The organism is Sphingobacterium allocomposti (assembly GCF_008124885.1).
Classification (GTDB): domain Bacteria; phylum Bacteroidota; class Bacteroidia; order Sphingobacteriales; family Sphingobacteriaceae; genus Sphingobacterium; species Sphingobacterium allocomposti.
The window spans coordinates 91,592-106,839 of record NZ_VNHX01000004.1; the positions used below are offsets into that span (position 1 = coordinate 91,592).

Sequence of the window (15,248 nt, forward strand, 5' to 3'; positions counted from 1 at the left end):
TATGTACATGGCCAAAACATATTTTTTTAAAGCTTTTCAACATGTCGGCGGATGGGCTGCCGTCGTGTTGATCTCCGCGGGCATTGCTTCTTTGTCGGCATGTCAGGGAAATAAATCAGGGCAGAAGCCGGAAAATAACGAAACAGAACGTTTCGAGATCAGCGAAGAGACAGCACGCACGATCTTTGAGTTGCCTACACATTGCCTCGATCAGGAATACCCCAACAAACTTGGACAAGTGATCGGAAGTGCCTCCGACCTGAAGAGTCCGAAGGCATTACGTCCTATATTTTATGGGTGTTTTGATTGGCATTCCGCTGTCCACGGTTATTGGTCGATCGTGCGTCTGCTGAAGTTGTATCCGCAATTGGATTCGGGGGGGAAGGTCCGGCAGTTGTTGAACACCCATATAACGGAAGAAAATCTCGCGGTGGAACTTGCGTTCTTTAACGACGAAAACAACCTTGGTTTTGAGCGTACTTATGGATGGGCGTGGTTGTTTAAATTGCAGGAAGAGCTCAGGGCGTGGGACGACACTGATGCAAAGCGCTGGTCGGCCGTTCTTCAGCCGCTTGTCGACCTGCTCGCTGAGCGAACGCAGGTATATCTTTCGAAGCTGATCTACCCGATCCGCACGGGGCAACACGATAATACGGCGTTTAGCCTGACACTGATGTATGCGTATGCGACAGCTGTCGGCGATATGGATCTCGTTAATGCTATTAAGACGACTAGTATCCGCTTTTATGAAAGCGATAAAAACTGTGATCTCGCATACGAGCCCGGTGGAAACGATTTCCTTTCGCCGTGTCTGGAAGAGGCCTATCTGATGAGCAAAGTGATGCCGAAGGATGAATATAAGAACTGGCTTCTTAATTTCATGCCATTGCTGTTTGAGGAGGAAATAGAAGAACTGCAGCCGGCCATCGTCAGTGACCGCACAGACGGGAAACTGGTGCATCTGGACGGTCTTAACTTCAGCCGCGCCAATTGTTTATACGGAATAGGGAGAGCTTTGCCGGAACTTCAGCAAAGCCTTAACCCGATAGCGAACGCCCACATCGCGTTTTCCATAAAGAACCTTGCCAACGACGATTACATGGGAAGCCACTGGCTGGGTACATTTGCTTTGTTAGCCTTGTCTAATGAATAGCGTATGATTGGTACAAAATAGGCTAAAGGCGCACGCCGGCATTTTGTTAAGCTATCCATGCAACGGTATAAGCGCGTTGTTCTCCAGCTTAACCTTGACAATCTGGATAACGCTGAAGCCATCCTCCTTTGAAATAATGGGAGAGAGGTCAATCCCCTTCCGTGCCAGGGCCTTGAGTATGGCGTTGCGGAAAGTAGAACGGGTTGCTCCCCAGACTTTGTTCTCTACGATATCGTTGTTGAACGTGATCAGTTCAGGCACAGAGTAATTATTAAACTGTTCCTGCAGATGCTGTGATAAGCGAGTAGTTGTTGACATACAATTTAAACTAAAGCGTTTGACCATAAATTGTATCCAGAAATGTTGTTGGCTTTAAAGCCGGCGTGGGCAACGTTTATTTTGGTACATACCCGTATTATTTTACCACCGCGGTGACTGCACTCGGTTGGTATTGCTGATGCAATTCTGAATACTCTACAAATCTAATAGACTTTTATTAAAATAGCAAATTTATTTTAGAGCGTGGGGGATCTGTCCTACGTGCGGGCGGGAGGATGACAAGATGTTCCTCGAGCAGCGGGAAAGACGTCATGAAACTGTCATCCTGTCCGTTGTGGGCGTTTTGGAATATTCCTTGATGGCCAATGGAGTAGGTTGAAAAAAAATAACAGATATATGCAAGAAAAAGGTAGTATTTCGATTCATACCGAGAATATTTTTCCGGTAATTAAAAAGTTTCTGTATTCGGATAATGAGATCTTTTTACGGGAGCTTGTATCCAACGCGGTAGACGCCTCGCAAAAAATAAAACGTCTTTCTTCCTTAGGCCAATTTCAGGGCGAGCTCGGCGACCTGACAGTGGATGTCAAATTTGACGAGCAGGCAAAGACAATTACTATTTCCGACCGTGGTATCGGGATGACGGCTGATGAAATAAAAAAATACATCAATCAGATTGCGTTTTCAGGTGCTACGGAATTTATGGAGAAGTTCAAGGAAGCAAATGATGCGAACGAAATCATCGGCCGGTTCGGACTAGGGTTCTATTCCGCTTTTATGGTGGCGGACCGCGTAGAAATTGAATCGTTATCTTATCAGGATGGCGCCGTCGCGGCACATTGGAGCTGTGATGGCAGTACGTCGTATGAGATATCAGAAGGGTCGCGTACCGAACGGGGAACTGATGTTATCCTTCATGTTAACGAGGAGTCCACTGAATTTCTCAACAAAGCGCGTTTAAGTGAGATTTTGAATAAGTATGCCCGCTTCCTTCCCGTGCCGGTGCGTTTCGGAACGAAGACGGAATCGCAGCCCGATGGCGAAGATGAAGAAGGCAAGCCGAAGTATAAATCGGTAGAAGTGGATAACATCATCAATAATACGACGCCGGCATGGACGAAAGCGCCTTCGGAATTGAAAGATGAAGATTATCTGGCCTTCTACCGCGAGCTGTATCCTTATTCAATGGACGAACCGCTATTCTGGATACACCTGAACGTGGATTACCCATTCAACCTGACAGGTATCTTGTACTTCCCGAAGGTGAAGAACGAGATGGATATCCAGCGGAACAAGATTCAGCTATACTCGCGCCAGGTGTTTATCACAGACGAGGTAAAGGATATAGTACCGGAGTTCCTGATGTTGTTACAGGGCGTCATCGATTCGCCGGATATCCCGCTCAACGTTTCGCGCTCATTCCTGCAGGCCGATAGTAATGTAAAGAAAATCAATAGCTATATCACGAAGAAGGTTGCCGATAAGCTAAATGAAATTTTCAAGGCTGATCGTAAAAATTTCGAAGAAAAATGGAATGATATCTCGCTGTTCATTAAATATGGTATGTTGAGCGACGACAAGTTTGCCGAGAAGGCCAACGACTTCTGTTTGTTGACAAACACCGAAAACGAGAGCTTTACGTTGAAAGAATATTACGAGAAAGTGAAGGATATTCAGGTCGACAAAGACGGCAATATTGTTTATCTATATACAAACGATGCGTCACAGCAAGATGGCTTTATAACATCGGTTAAAGCGAAAGGATACGATGTACTTGTTCTCGACGGTCCTTTGGATACGCATTTTGCGGGCTATCTTGAACAAAAAGGAGGTGAGAAGGTACAAGCTAAGCGGGTAGATGCAGACGTCGTTGATAAACTGATCCAAAAAGAGGAAAAGCAGACACTCGCCTTGTCGGAAGAAGAATCGAAAAAAGCTACGGAAATATTTGAAAAGGCTATTTCACGAGCGGACATGAAAGTGGAGGTTGATGCGCTGCACGCCGACGATCTTCCTGTTTCGGTAACGATCGATGAGTTTATGCGCCGGATGAAAGACATGGCTAAGACAGGAGGAGGCATGGGCTTCTATGGCACGCTGCCGGATAATTACAAAGTAACCGTGAACGGAAACCATCCACTGGTCAAACGGATACTGGACAGCACAGAAGAGGAAGGAGCGAAGCTGGCAAAGCAAGCTTTTGATTTAGCTCTGCTCTCCCGCGGATTGCTTAAAGGCGCAGACCTGACTTCTTTTGTGAAGAGAAGCGTCGAGATGATCTAAATACCCTGAGTCGATTCATATTTTCGCTCAGAACACGTTGAACGGTTAAATTTATCTCCCGCCGAAATTAGGCGGGAGATTTTTTTGTTTATACGTTTGGGTTACTGTTCCCGCGTTTCTTTTCTGAAAGTTGGTGGTGTAGTGCCATGTCTCCGTTCGCCGGCTCTTGCTGGCTGAGGCAATGAAAACTGCCCAGACCCCATATGATATCAACCGAGTTTATTCCCACTACTTTTCTGGAAGGAAAACACCCCTGTAAAATGTTCAATGCGCGCTGGTCGTTCGGATCGTTGAAGACAGGAACCACAACAACGTCGTTAGCGATGTAGAAGTTAGCATAGGAAGCGGGTAGCCGTGTGTCTTCATAGATGACAGGGGCCGGCATTGGTATTTCTACAATATTCAATGGCTCGCCGTTCGGCAGGCGGAGTGTCTTGAGCTGCCGAAGATTTTCTTGAAGGATGGCGTAATTTTCGTCATCTGGATTCTCCTCAACGACAGTGACCACCGTGTTTTCGTTCACGAAGCGTGTAATGTCGTCGATATGTCCGTCCGTATCGTCGCCGACTATTCCGTCGCCCAGCCAGAGAACCTGATCCTGTCCGTAGAATTCTTTTAGATACAGTTCAATCTGTTCTTTGTTCAGGTGAGGATTACGGTTTTTATTTAAGAGGCAGGCTGTTGTTGTGAGCACGGTGCCAGCGCCGTTGAATTCTACAGATCCACCTTCCATTACGATGTCGGGCGTGAAAAGCTGCCAGCCAAAGTGCTTAGCAATTTTTGTTGGAACAACGTCGTCAAGGTCGTACGGCGGGTATTTTCCTCCCCATGCGTTGTATCCCCAGTCGACTACGGCTTTCTCGCCCGTTTGTTTATTGACGACAAAAGCTGGACCATGATCGCGGCACCAGGCATCGTTGGTCGGGTGAAAAAAGAACGCGATGTTCGCGAGGTTAGCACCGGCCTTTCGTAGTTCTTCGGTTGCAAAGTCCTGCATCTGTTTGTCGGCAACGTTAATCCGAACAAGCTGTCCGTCGGCAACGACCTTTATAAATTCGCAGTAAGGCGCATATATGCTATCGATTTTTCCCGGCCAGGATGCTTCTTTATGGGGCCAGCTTAACCACATGGCTTCCTGCTTTGCCCACTCCGCAGGAAACGAAAAGCCAAGGCTTTTCGGAGATTTCTCAAAAATGGAAAGACTAAAAGGCTTGTTCTGTGACATTCTTAAAAGTGAAGTAGTTGGGGCTTAATGCTAAAATCGTCAAATGTAACTTGTTCGAATTAATCTTCGTCTATAAAGCGTTTGGTGATCGGGGCATACGTTTCGATGCGTCTATCGCGTAGAAACGGCCAATGTTTGCGGAAATAGTCGGCTTCATCGAGATCCAGTTCTACGACTGCCGTTTCTTCTTCTTCATGTGATCCGAGGTATAATATTCTTCCTTGTCCGTTTGTTACGAAGCTACCACCCCAAAACTTCATGGCTCCGTCCTGCTCGAAACCTACACGGTTGACGGAAACCACGGGAACCCCGTTTGCCACGGCGTGTGACCGTTGGATTGTCTGCCAGGCGTTGTATTGGTCTTTGTTTGTCTCCTCGTCCTGATCGGTTGCCCAGCCTATGGCCGTTGGGTAGAACAGGATTTCGGCGCCCATCAGCGCTGTGATCCGCGATGCTTCGGGGTACCATTGATCCCAACAGATGAGGACGCCGATTTTTCCGAATTTCGTCTTGAAAACTTTGTATCCTAAATCGCCCGGCGTAAAGTAAAATTTCTCATAGTAGGCAGGGTCGTCGGGGATATGCATCTTGCGATATTTACCGAGGTACGCTCCATCGGCGTCCAATACGGCTGTTGTATTATGATATAAGCCTTCTGCTCGCTTTTCAAAAAGGGAAGCGATGATCACTACACCAAGCTCTTTTGCTACAGCAGATAGTTGATCTGTTGACGGCCCGGGGATGGGTTCGGCGAGATCAAAGTTATCGTAATCTTCTACGTCGCAAAAATACAACGAGGTAAATAGCTCCTGAAGACATATTATCTGTGCGCCTTTCGCTGATGCCTCCCGAATTTTAGAAATGGCTTTTTCTAAGTTCGCCTGTTTGTCTGCTGTACAGCTCATCTGCACAACACCAACTTGTACTTTTCTCATACGTTGTCTTATAGTTTGCAAGGGACAAAGATAAGATTAATGATCTGAAAAATAGGAGAGGAAAAGCAAGCTTAGGGTAAAAATAAAAAAAGCGAAACTTGCGTTTCGCTTTTTTTCGGGTGGATAATCGGGCTCGAACCGACGACCCCTAGAACCACAATCTAGTGCTCTAACCAACTGAGCTATACCCACCGTGATTTTGATGAGACAAAAGTAGAACAAATACGTATATCCTCCAAATAAAATTGCTAAAAAATCTGACGTTATGGCCGAATAAGTTCATTTTTAATAAGATAATTTTTGCGATGAGCAGTAAGGAGCTGAGGTGTTGTGGGTGTGCCGTCCGTCGGTGCGCGCTCACTCTTCTTTAAGCGTAGTTTACGGAGCTGTAGCCAGTTCTAGCAGTTTGCGGAACGTGTTAAGGTTGCGTCCTGTACCGGAGACCTTCAGCTTGCGTTCAAAGTAGTTATTGCTCATTTTAGCCTTATAGGCGCCATGAGGCAAATAAAAGTAGAGCACGTTTTCTACCGTATGAAACCATTCATCGCCGTGGTCGGTGAGGCGCAGCTGGTGTACAAGTTGCTCGTCGGGTATTTGGTTTAGCAAGGTAATAAACAGTCGGTTAGGCTCCGTTGTCCGTTCTGCCGGAATACCGGCGATGATGCGTTCTATTTGTTTTGCATCGACAACGAAAGTTTCTATATCCAGCGCAAAATGGCTTTGTAAAAGAGCGTGTACGCTCGTTTTTACGGCTGCAGGTGAGTCGTCGGAGGTTAAAATAATATTACCGCTTTGTATATACGTATCTACGTCAAGGAAGCCGGCTTCCGTAAGCCTTTCCCGCAGATCAGCCATTTTGATGATGTTTTTGCCCGACACGTTTACGGCGCGGAGTAATACAATGTACTTCATGCGTATAGTTATCCGTTAGTATTGATTTTGTTGAGGGGGCATTTATAATCCGCTGCCGTCTATTGTTTCGTGCGCATAAAATCGAAGGCTCCTTTTCTTAAATTGATTCCATATTCAAGGTAGGCCTTTAGACATGCCAAAAAGTTAGCCCAGCCTTCCGTTTGCCCTTTCATTTGGTTGATGCCTTCGGCTGTGTTTTCCATCTCATGTTCAACAACTCGTACAACGGTCGCGTTGTTTTCCGCTTCCGAAAGAAAAATCTCTACAAGCTGGTTGTCGGCACCACCGCTCCAATCGAACGAGATGTAGCTGTTAGGGACGATCTCCTTTCCGACGACTGGAAAGCTGTCGGGAAACTCGGGGAACATCCACTCAACAGTGATACCGGTTTGGAGCCTGCCGGATGAGCTCGCAATAAAGTAACCGCTCATCTGTTCGTGGGCTACGATGGCTTCGAACACGTCAGCAATCGGTTTCTGAATCTGTATTTGTGCGTTTGCTGTCAGCTTCATATGTAAACGGTTATTCGTTATGTTTATATTTAATGGCATTCATGCTATCCCGTCCGGATTGGCAATCCTTGACATTTTTATCGTATTTGACTTTGCGCGATGTCGGTAGTCCGCGGCTATCGATAGCAGATGTAACCATAATGACGGATACCGTATGCGCAATTTAACAATTATTTTTTGAGGTCTTCCATAATAATTTTTTGCATTTGCATCAATGCTTCACTGGCGCGCGGGTTCGCCTGTAGGATACCGCCCAGGTTTTTGGGCACTATCTGCCAGCTGACGCCGTATGGATCTTTACACCATCCGCATCGGCTTTCTTCTCCGTCTTTTGTAAGGGAATGCCAGTAGTAGTCTATTTCAGACTGGTCATCGCATTCAATGACTAGGGACACTCCTTCGGTAAAGGTGAACGGCTGCGGTACGCCGCTGTCCATGGCGGCAATCGTGTATCCTTCGAGGACGAACTGGGTGTGCATGACCTGACCTTTAACATCCCCGTCGGGGTAGGTGAGAACTCCCTGTTTTACGAAATTTTTGAAAATACGTTCATAAAAGCTGGTTGCTTCGGCACATCTTCCCTGCTGGGGCCCACAGAACATCAGCGTTGGGACAATGGACTGTTCGTTTACATCGGCCAGTTTGCCCTGATAGAGCTGCCATGACACGTCGTATCTGTCGGAAAGCCATCCATAGTATGGGCTCCACGGGTAAGAATCCAGCGGCATTAACGTATGCCCTTCTGCAGCAAGCCCGTTCCAGATCTTTTCAATTTCCGCCTGCGTTTCACGCACGATCATAAAGGAAATGGCCGGATTCGGACGGAAGGCCGGCCCTCCATTTATACCGATAAAATCGGTGCCCAATACTTTCGCGGCAACAGTGACCGGATTGCTATCCATGATGCTGACTTCATGAAATAGGGATGCGTAATAGTCAAAAGCTTGTCTGGCGGTATTATCAAACCAGATAGCCGGATATATTTTGCTTTTCATAATATAGCGAGTTGTTATCGGTTATTATATAACTATAAACGGTCTTGCATGGTAGGTGTTGAACACCTGTATGGCTCGTGAGTTCCCGCCCGTTGCAACGATGCCCGTGACCGGATTTCGTCCCGGGCATCGTTGACTGCAAGTAGACAACATGTTACCGCAGTATGGAGGTCAGTCTAAAACTGGGTGGCCGAAGCGGCTTTAGGCGGCGTATCATGGGCCATCGTCCGGAAGTGTCGCGAAAATATGCTATCCCATCTTTTTATTTCCTTCGTAATGTACCATCCAGCTCACGCCGAATTGGTCCGTAAAAGAGGAATAGAGCTCCGCAAAGAATGTTTCGCCGAGATCCATTTCGATGTTCTGAGCGTTTTTACTAAGCTTGCTATGAAGGTCGCGTGCCTCCTCTGCCGATTGTGCGTCGAGCATAATGTAGGTAGCGGTGCCGAACACAGCTTTGTGTCCGAAGTTTTCGATGCAGTCGGACCCCATCAGCATGACATCTCCGTTGATATGAAGCGCAGTATGCATAATCTTGTTTTTGTCCTCGTCGGGAATGCTGAAGTTCGGATCGGCGGGCATGTCTCCGAAGCGGTGACTGCCTAGAAGAGGGCCGCCGAATACCGTTTGATAGAAGTCAAAAGCCTCTTCACAATTGCCGTTGAAATTGAGATAAGCGTGTAGTTTTGCCATTTTGTTGTTGCGTTTTTATGGGTAAATATTCTGTTGTTTTATAGTGTCGTCGTGTTTAATGTCTTAGACGTCCTCCGGGCCTGCCAATCGGACACTGACCTGATCAAAGTTAGGCGCTTCTTGCTGACGACCCCTTGCCATAAGACAAGAATTGCGCGGAAATGTTTGCTGTTCGGGCCGCTTGTTTTGGCCTAGTGTGCTTGGAATTGCAGCACCTTCCTGGCCAAATACTTTTTTAAGTGTTCTTTATACATTTAATTTTTTTTTATATATTCGGGGATAGGATAGGCTGGCTGGCCGGAAGCATACAAGCTGTTCCCAACGGAGGGGGGCTGAGCAGCAAAGGGCAGCAATCTTTCTAACCTGTGCTAACACAAAACCTAATTTCAAATATGTTAAACACTAAAAACAAACTGTTGATTATTCTTTTTGCGACTACGTTTTGGAACGTCGGTGCGCAGACAAAGATTGAGTTGTCTCCAAGAGAAAAACCGGTGACAATCAGTAAACACATTTATGGACACTTTGCCGAGCATCTGGGGCGTTGTATTTATGATGGTTTTTATGTTGGGGAGGACAACACGGCAATTCCGCACACGAACGGTGTCCGCAACGATGTGGTGGCAGCGCTGAAAGAGTTGCAGATTCCCAATTTACGATGGCCCGGGGGCTGTTTCGCAGATACATATCATTGGAAAGACGGAATCGGCCCCAAAGAAAAGCGTCCGGCGATCGTAAACAACTGGTGGGGTGGTGTTACAGAGGATAATTCTTTTGGTACGCATGATTTTCTGGACATGTGTGAACTGTTGGAGACGGAGCCGTATTTAGCTGGTAACGTTGGAAGCGGAGAGGTTCAGGAGCTGGCGGACTGGGTACAGTACGTCAATTTTGAGGGACGGAGCCCGATGTCTGACCTCCGTCGGCAAAACGGCCGCGAGAAGCCGTGGAAAGTTAAATTCTGGGGCGTCGGAAATGAAGCGTGGGGATGCGGGGGGCATATGACAGCCGAATATTACAGTGATATATACCGAAAATATGCGACGTTTATGTCGGACTGGTCGAATACGGGTGGATTGTATCGTATAGCGTCGGGTGCCAACAGCGCCGATTATCATTGGACAGAGACGTTAATGAAGAAACTTCCGAAAAATCTCGTCAAGGGAATCGCGCTTCATCATTATGCTGTTATCGATTGGAACAAAAAGGGTCCGGCTATCGAATATACGGACGAACAGTATTTTAGGACCATGAAATCGGCTTGGTTTATGAACGAGCTTGTAGAAAAACATAGCGCTATTATGGATAAATATGACCCCAACAAGGAGATTGCGCTGGTTGTCGATGAGTGGGGGGGATGGTATGAAGTGGAGCCCGGAACCAACCCCGGATTTCTATATCAGCAGAATACGATGCGTGATGCTATGATTGCCGGCATGACACTCAATATTTTTAATAACCATGCCGACCGTGTAAAGATGGCCAACCTGGCGCAGACAATTAATGTGTTGCAGGCGGTTATTCTTACAAAGGGAGAGAAAATGATTACGACGCCTACTTACCATGTGATGGAAATGTACAAAGTACATCAGGACGCTGAACTGATTCCATTGGCTATCGACAGTAAGAGTTTTGTCTGGAACGATGAGGCTATTCCTGCTGTGTCAGCTTCGGCTTCAAAAGCCAAAGACGGGAAAACTTATCTTTCATTGGTCAATATTGATCCAAAAGCCAACCAGGATGTCGAGATTAATCTAGGAAAAGCATTTTCAGGTGTTTCAGGACGTGTCCTGACGTCGAAGGAGCTAAGAGACTTTAACGATTTTGATGCTCCGCAGCGTATTGCACCTCGTCCATTCGATGGGTCGAAGCTGAATAAAGAGCGACTACACGTATCCTTGCCTCCGTTTTCGGTTGTTGTTCTGGCGTTAGACGAACAATGATCGACGTTGCTGATGGGCACGGCTTAGGGAATCAATCATGGCGTTGGGAAGGATAAGCGCCATGTCGTCAACGGTAGGATACACGGCGTAAGGCTGTCCAGCCGACCAACCGCTGGAATGAATTCGACGGCTTTTCCAGCGGTTGCTTGTAATGTCAGCGCCTGTACTTGTCGTGTAACCCCCGACCGGCAAAGATTAAGGGCGTAATCTTTTCGATGCGCGCCATCTTGGTTTTTTCCTGTTTCGCTTCATCGACGTATTCCATGTATTCCCGTTGTTTGCCGGGAGTCAGGCTGTTGAAAGCTTTGTGCAGCTCGCTGTTTTTGGTTAGAGCTTCCTTGAGCAATCCGGCTGGTTCCTGACCTTTTCTCTTTTCCTGTTTTACCTCTTTGCCCTGAACAGCGTTTTGTATTGCCTCTTGGACATATTGTCGGATCTTCGTGGCATTCATTTCATCGGCTGAGGAAAAGCGCCACTGACGTAACGCTTTTGTTTTCCCCTCGGACGCGTTTACGAGCACGCCGTCTTCGTCTGAGAGGAAGACACCGTTGTAAAACCAAATAGCAAAATGGTTTTTAAAACCACCATATGAGACTATGTTTTTGCCATTGTGGGTATATACATCGCTTCCCCACTTGAAGGTCCTCGTCAAAGGAAGTTCGTTAAGGATCTGCTGTATTCTCTCTACAGCCTCGGCCCATTGGGGTTGGTGACGTTTCCAGTCGGGGGTAGACTTGTCTTTTAACCGTTGTACATTGAAGTGGACCATCTTTTTCAGAAGCTGGATAGGGAGATCGGCGCTTAGCGGAATCTGAACGGCTCCCTTGGACGTCTTATATGCGGTAAGTTCGTCAGCGAAGTGTTCTATGGCTTCAGGGCCGGGATACTAGGTGGTTTTTGAATAAGGCGAAATGGATTAGATTTCCGTGGTAACGAAAGGTCGGCATCTGGTAGTTGATGGTTTCCGTAGCTTCCGGCGCCGCCTGCGCAATAATGCGCCGTACTTCCTGAAGCAGCGCCTGCTTTTGGTTATCGAATTGTGCTATGTATTCGTCTATGGTTGTAAAATTGCTCTGCATAAATGGGCGTGTGATGTGTATGATTAGAACAGTGACATGCTACTCATTTTTCCATGGTCTTTCTGGATTTCATCGCGGCGACTTTGCTGATGTCCGAATTATTCAGTAGCTGTTGGTATTCTTCGGAGGAGCTATCTACCAGTTTGATCTTCCCTTGGCCGTCCGCGTGGATTCCCCAACCATAGGTTTTTGCAAGGGGGGAGGTCCGCAGACAGGGTTGTCCTTTGGAAAAAAAGCGGAGGCGGGCTTCTTGCCGCTCGTCTTCCCTCAGGCCAAGTCTATCAGCGTAAACGGTAAAGAGTAAGTCGTCTGAAGTAAACGCGTACGGATGGTTTATTAACAGGTCGAACTGTAGGGCAGCTACGGTTTTGGCTCCGGCCCTGGCGGGAGGTGCGGCGCCTCGATGCGCCTTGCTGTCTGCCGCGACTGTAATCAACGTGTCGTAATAATTTGTGCTATATGCTTTCATGGTAGTTGCTGCTGATATGATCGGTGATTTTAATGGCTGTTGTCGCCATAAACCCGTTCCACATAGTTTTTGAAGTTAATCAGAATAGCTTCCCAGCCCGCCCGTTGCATCTCTATTGGGTTCGCGCTTTCGGGTTCAAATGCTACCGAGAGGTGGGTGATATTGTCTTTACTGTCGAAAGTAACTTCGGCACTCCGGCCGTCGGTCATCGTGTAGGCTATACGTTTAAAGGGCTCAATAGCAGTATATCTACCTTCGAAGTCGAATCCGAAACTACCATCTTTCGCCTCCATACGGTTGCTAAACTTCCCACCTATCCGGAGGTCATTTACGGCGTTGGTGCAGTGCCAATCATCGGAGGCATGGTTCCATTGCTTAATATCTTCTGCAGAGTGATACGCGTTCCAGACGGTTTCTACGCGGTTGTTGATGGTGATGTTGATGTGAATGGGTGTTTTCATAGTATATTTTTTAGTTAAGCTCTGTCGTCAGGTTGCGACGCCCCATCGGATTGGCCTTTGGCTTTACTCTTTAGTAACAGAACACTTCCGGCTGGGTCTTTAATCCAATGCATGTTGTTCGTATCAATCTTCTCGAGATCGTCTGCAATCAAGACCTCGTTTGTCTGTAAATACCGTGTACTGCTGTCGACGTCGTCGGTAGTCATCTCTAACCATATTTGCTGATGGGGCAGCTCCTTAACACAGTCGAGCCACAATATATTTGGGCCGAAGGTTAATCGATGTGTAGCTAAAACCGTAGGGTGGTCGATGGGCACTTCCTCTACATCAAAGAGCAGTATATCCCTGTAGAACGCAACGGTTTCGTTGTATTTTTCCGGAGGAATTTTCATGGCGATGTTGAAGCCGCCCTCAAAGTTGATTTTCATAATACTGATCTGTATATTGTTGTATCTACTCAAAAATACGGCGTGGCTTCTGCAAAGGAATTGCCGTAAGGCAAGTTCTTTTGATGGTTTATTTTCCTACCAGTTCCTTCCGTATCCGGCTCAGGGATGTATCGGTGATACCGAGGAAAGTGGCAATATGTTTCAGCGGAGCCTGTTGTAAAATTTTAGGCTTTTCGTCTAGAAGCTGTTTGTAGCGGTCAAGTGCAGACAGGGTGATCATATCCAATGCTCTTTTTTTTGTTAAAAACAGCTGATGGGCCATCCACGCACGTCCCCATTCGGCGAGTGCCGGCATTGTTTCAAACAAGGTTTGGAAGCTGTCGAACTTTATCCTCCACAGTGTGCAGTCCGTAAGACATACCATGTTTTCTTTCGTGGGGATATGATGGAAAATGGACGCCACCTCGATAACGATTTCATCTTGACAGAAAAAGTTGGTACTGATATCATTTCCGTCGTAGTCGTAGACAAAAGAGCGTACAATACCCTCCTCCAAAATATAATAGCAGTTGCTCACTTCTCCTTCCTGCAAAAGAAGATCTCCTTTTTTATAGTGTACGCGTTCATGATGGTTGACAAGCAGATCCAAGTCGTTGGAAGTCATGGTCGGGTATTGATATATCAGACGTATTTTCTCTGGATACATGGTCTATTTATTAGTTCGCCCATCCTTTTTACAGGACAGTGGTATTCTCTGCTAAAAATATAAAAAACTTTCATGATTCCATGGCTATAAGCCGTAAAGTCGTTGATTTGTAAAGTCGTAAAGTGGAGGGCTAATGGCAGATGGCTAATGGCAGATAGCAGATGGCAGATGGCTAATGGCAGATGGCAGATAGCAGATGGCAGATGGCTAATGGCAGATGGCAGATGGCTAATGGCAGATGGCAGATGGCAGATGGCTAATGGCAGATGGCAGATAGCAGATAGCTATAAGCCGTAAAGTCGTTGATTTGTGAAGTGTGAAGCTGTTTTTGATCGCCACGAACATCATCTAACCAGTCTAACTCATTTAACTTTTCTAACCCCTAATAGTAGCCGTAAAGTCGTTGAATTGTAAAGTCGTAAGTGGGGGCTAATGGCTAATGGCAGATAACAGATGGCTATAAGTCGTAAAATCGTTGATTTGTGAAGTGTGAAGCTGTTTTTGATCGCCACGAACATCATCTAACCAGTCTAACTCATTTAACTTTTCTAACCCCTAATAGTAGCCGTAAAGTCGTTGAATTGTAAAGTCGTAAGTGGGGGCTAATGGCTAATGGCAGATAACAGATGGCTATAAGTCGTAAAATCGTTGATTTGTGAAGTGTGAAGCTGTTTTTGATCGCCACGAACATCATCTAACCAGTCTAACTCATTTAACTTTTCTAACCCCTAATAGTAGCCGTAAAGCCGTTGATTTGTAAAGTCGTAAAGTGAGAGGGCTAATGGCAGATGGCTAATGGCAGATGGCTAATGGCAGATAACAGATGGCTATAAGCCGTAAAATCGTTGATTTGTGAAGTGTGAAGCTGTTTTTGATCGCCACGAACATCATCTAACCAGTCTAACTCATTTAACTTTTCTAACCCTAATAGTAGCCGTAAAGTCGTTGATTTGTAAAGTCGTAAAGTGGAGGGCTAATGGTAGATAGCTAATGGCAGATGGCTAATGGCAGATAGCAGATGGCTATAAGCCGTAAAGTCGTTGATTTGTGAAGTGTGAAGCTGTTTTTGATCGCCACGAACATCATCTAACCAGTCTAACTCATTTAACTTTTCTAACCCTAATAGTAGCCGTAAAGTCGTTGAATTGTAAAGTCGTAAAGTGAGAGGGTAATAGCGAATGGCAGATGGTAACCATAAGCCAACAGCCACAAGC

General features: G+C 46.4%; 17 protein-coding genes, 1 tRNA gene and 1 riboswitch. Of the genes, 4 read left to right on the top strand and 14 right to left on the bottom strand.

Annotated features, from left to right (window positions below; genetic code table 11):
* Nucleotides 1-7: 7 nt before the first annotated feature.
* Entirely contained in the window at nucleotides 8-1,153 is a 1,146-nt protein-coding gene (locus BC792_RS04445; protein WP_148907788.1) for a DUF2891 domain-containing protein, read from the top strand.
* Nucleotides 1,154-1,204: 51 nt separating this feature from the next.
* Here the strand turns inward: BC792_RS04445 and BC792_RS04450 are convergent, their stop codons facing one another.
* The gene (locus BC792_RS04450; protein ID WP_148907789.1) at nucleotides 1,205-1,471 is read right to left on the bottom strand and encodes a 5-oxoprolinase; all 267 of its coding nucleotides are present in this window, start codon (nucleotides 1,469-1,471) and stop codon (nucleotides 1,205-1,207) included.
* A 67-nt stretch (nucleotides 1,472-1,538) separates the two neighbouring features.
* A riboswitch (SAM-I-IV-variant riboswitch) is annotated at nucleotides 1,539-1,631 on the bottom strand.
* A gap of 197 nt (nucleotides 1,632-1,828) precedes the next feature.
* Between BC792_RS04450 and htpG the strand changes: the two genes are divergently transcribed.
* Nucleotides 1,829-3,715 (top strand): molecular chaperone HtpG, encoded by a 1,887-nt coding sequence (gene htpG / locus BC792_RS04455; protein ID WP_148907790.1) that lies wholly within the window; start codon nucleotides 1,829-1,831, stop codon nucleotides 3,713-3,715.
* A gap of 88 nt (nucleotides 3,716-3,803) precedes the next feature.
* On the opposite strand, the gene BC792_RS04460 is transcribed toward htpG, so the two are convergent.
* The 7 genes from BC792_RS04460 to BC792_RS04490 all read right to left on the bottom strand — a co-directional run bounded on the left by BC792_RS04460 (nucleotide 3,804) and on the right by BC792_RS04490 (nucleotide 8,987).
* Nucleotides 3,804-4,940: an agmatine deiminase family protein gene (locus tag BC792_RS04460; protein ID WP_148907791.1), complete on the bottom strand. Its 1,137-nt coding sequence runs from the start codon at nucleotides 4,938-4,940 to the stop codon at nucleotides 3,804-3,806.
* 59 nt (nucleotides 4,941-4,999) lie between these two features.
* Entirely contained in the window at nucleotides 5,000-5,875 is an 876-nt protein-coding gene (locus BC792_RS04465; protein WP_148907792.1) for a carbon-nitrogen hydrolase, read from the bottom strand.
* A 118-nt stretch (nucleotides 5,876-5,993) separates the two neighbouring features.
* Nucleotides 5,994-6,067: transfer RNA gene (locus BC792_RS04470), tRNA-His, on the bottom strand.
* A gap of 186 nt (nucleotides 6,068-6,253) precedes the next feature.
* Nucleotides 6,254-6,787: a DUF1697 domain-containing protein gene (locus BC792_RS04475; protein WP_148907793.1), complete on the bottom strand. Its 534-nt coding sequence runs from the start codon at nucleotides 6,785-6,787 to the stop codon at nucleotides 6,254-6,256.
* Between the two features lie 59 nt (nucleotides 6,788-6,846).
* Nucleotides 6,847-7,299 (bottom strand): SRPBCC domain-containing protein, encoded by a 453-nt coding sequence (locus BC792_RS04480; protein ID WP_148907794.1) that lies wholly within the window; start codon nucleotides 7,297-7,299, stop codon nucleotides 6,847-6,849.
* A gap of 170 nt (nucleotides 7,300-7,469) precedes the next feature.
* Complete coding sequence (locus tag BC792_RS04485) at nucleotides 7,470-8,294, bottom strand: VOC family protein (protein ID WP_148907795.1); 825 nt, start codon at nucleotides 8,292-8,294, stop codon at nucleotides 7,470-7,472.
* Between the two features lie 249 nt (nucleotides 8,295-8,543).
* Nucleotides 8,544-8,987 (bottom strand): VOC family protein, encoded by a 444-nt coding sequence (locus BC792_RS04490; RefSeq protein WP_148907796.1) that lies wholly within the window; start codon nucleotides 8,985-8,987, stop codon nucleotides 8,544-8,546.
* A 392-nt stretch (nucleotides 8,988-9,379) separates the two neighbouring features.
* Here BC792_RS04490 and BC792_RS04495 point away from each other — a divergent pair, with 392 nt between their 5' ends.
* On the top strand, nucleotides 9,380-10,930 hold the full coding sequence (locus BC792_RS04495; protein ID WP_148907797.1) for an alpha-N-arabinofuranosidase: 1,551 nt from the start codon (nucleotides 9,380-9,382) through the stop codon (nucleotides 10,928-10,930).
* A 154-nt stretch (nucleotides 10,931-11,084) separates the two neighbouring features.
* Here BC792_RS04495 and BC792_RS04500 read toward each other — a convergent pair whose 3' ends face one another.
* The 6 genes from BC792_RS04500 to BC792_RS04520 form a co-directional block, all read right to left on the bottom strand.
* The gene (locus tag BC792_RS04500; protein ID WP_148907906.1) at nucleotides 11,085-11,699 is read right to left on the bottom strand and encodes a YdeI/OmpD-associated family protein; all 615 of its coding nucleotides are present in this window, start codon (nucleotides 11,697-11,699) and stop codon (nucleotides 11,085-11,087) included.
* Between the two features lie 103 nt (nucleotides 11,700-11,802).
* Nucleotides 11,803-12,009 (bottom strand): iron chaperone, encoded by a 207-nt coding sequence (locus BC792_RS18285; RefSeq protein WP_170249946.1) that lies wholly within the window; start codon nucleotides 12,007-12,009, stop codon nucleotides 11,803-11,805.
* A 43-nt stretch (nucleotides 12,010-12,052) separates the two neighbouring features.
* Nucleotides 12,053-12,478 carry a DUF6157 family protein gene (locus tag BC792_RS04505; protein WP_148907798.1) on the bottom strand — a complete coding sequence of 142 codons (426 nt, stop codon included), beginning with the start codon at nucleotides 12,476-12,478 and terminating at the stop codon, nucleotides 12,053-12,055.
* Nucleotides 12,479-12,507: 29 nt separating this feature from the next.
* Entirely contained in the window at nucleotides 12,508-12,939 is a 432-nt protein-coding gene (locus tag BC792_RS04510) for an SRPBCC domain-containing protein (protein WP_148907799.1), read from the bottom strand.
* 14 nt (nucleotides 12,940-12,953) lie between these two features.
* Entirely contained in the window at nucleotides 12,954-13,367 is a 414-nt protein-coding gene (locus tag BC792_RS04515) for a hypothetical protein (protein ID WP_148907800.1), read from the bottom strand.
* Nucleotides 13,368-13,455: 88 nt separating this feature from the next.
* Nucleotides 13,456-14,034, bottom strand: coding sequence for a Crp/Fnr family transcriptional regulator (locus BC792_RS04520; RefSeq protein ID WP_148907801.1), 579 nt, complete (start codon nucleotides 14,032-14,034; stop codon nucleotides 13,456-13,458).
* Nucleotides 14,035-14,181: 147 nt separating this feature from the next.
* Here BC792_RS04520 and BC792_RS18290 point away from each other — a divergent pair, with 147 nt between their 5' ends.
* Entirely contained in the window at nucleotides 14,182-14,331 is a 150-nt protein-coding gene (locus BC792_RS18290) for a hypothetical protein (protein ID WP_170249954.1), read from the top strand.
* The last annotated feature ends 917 nt before the right edge of the window (nucleotides 14,332-15,248 follow it).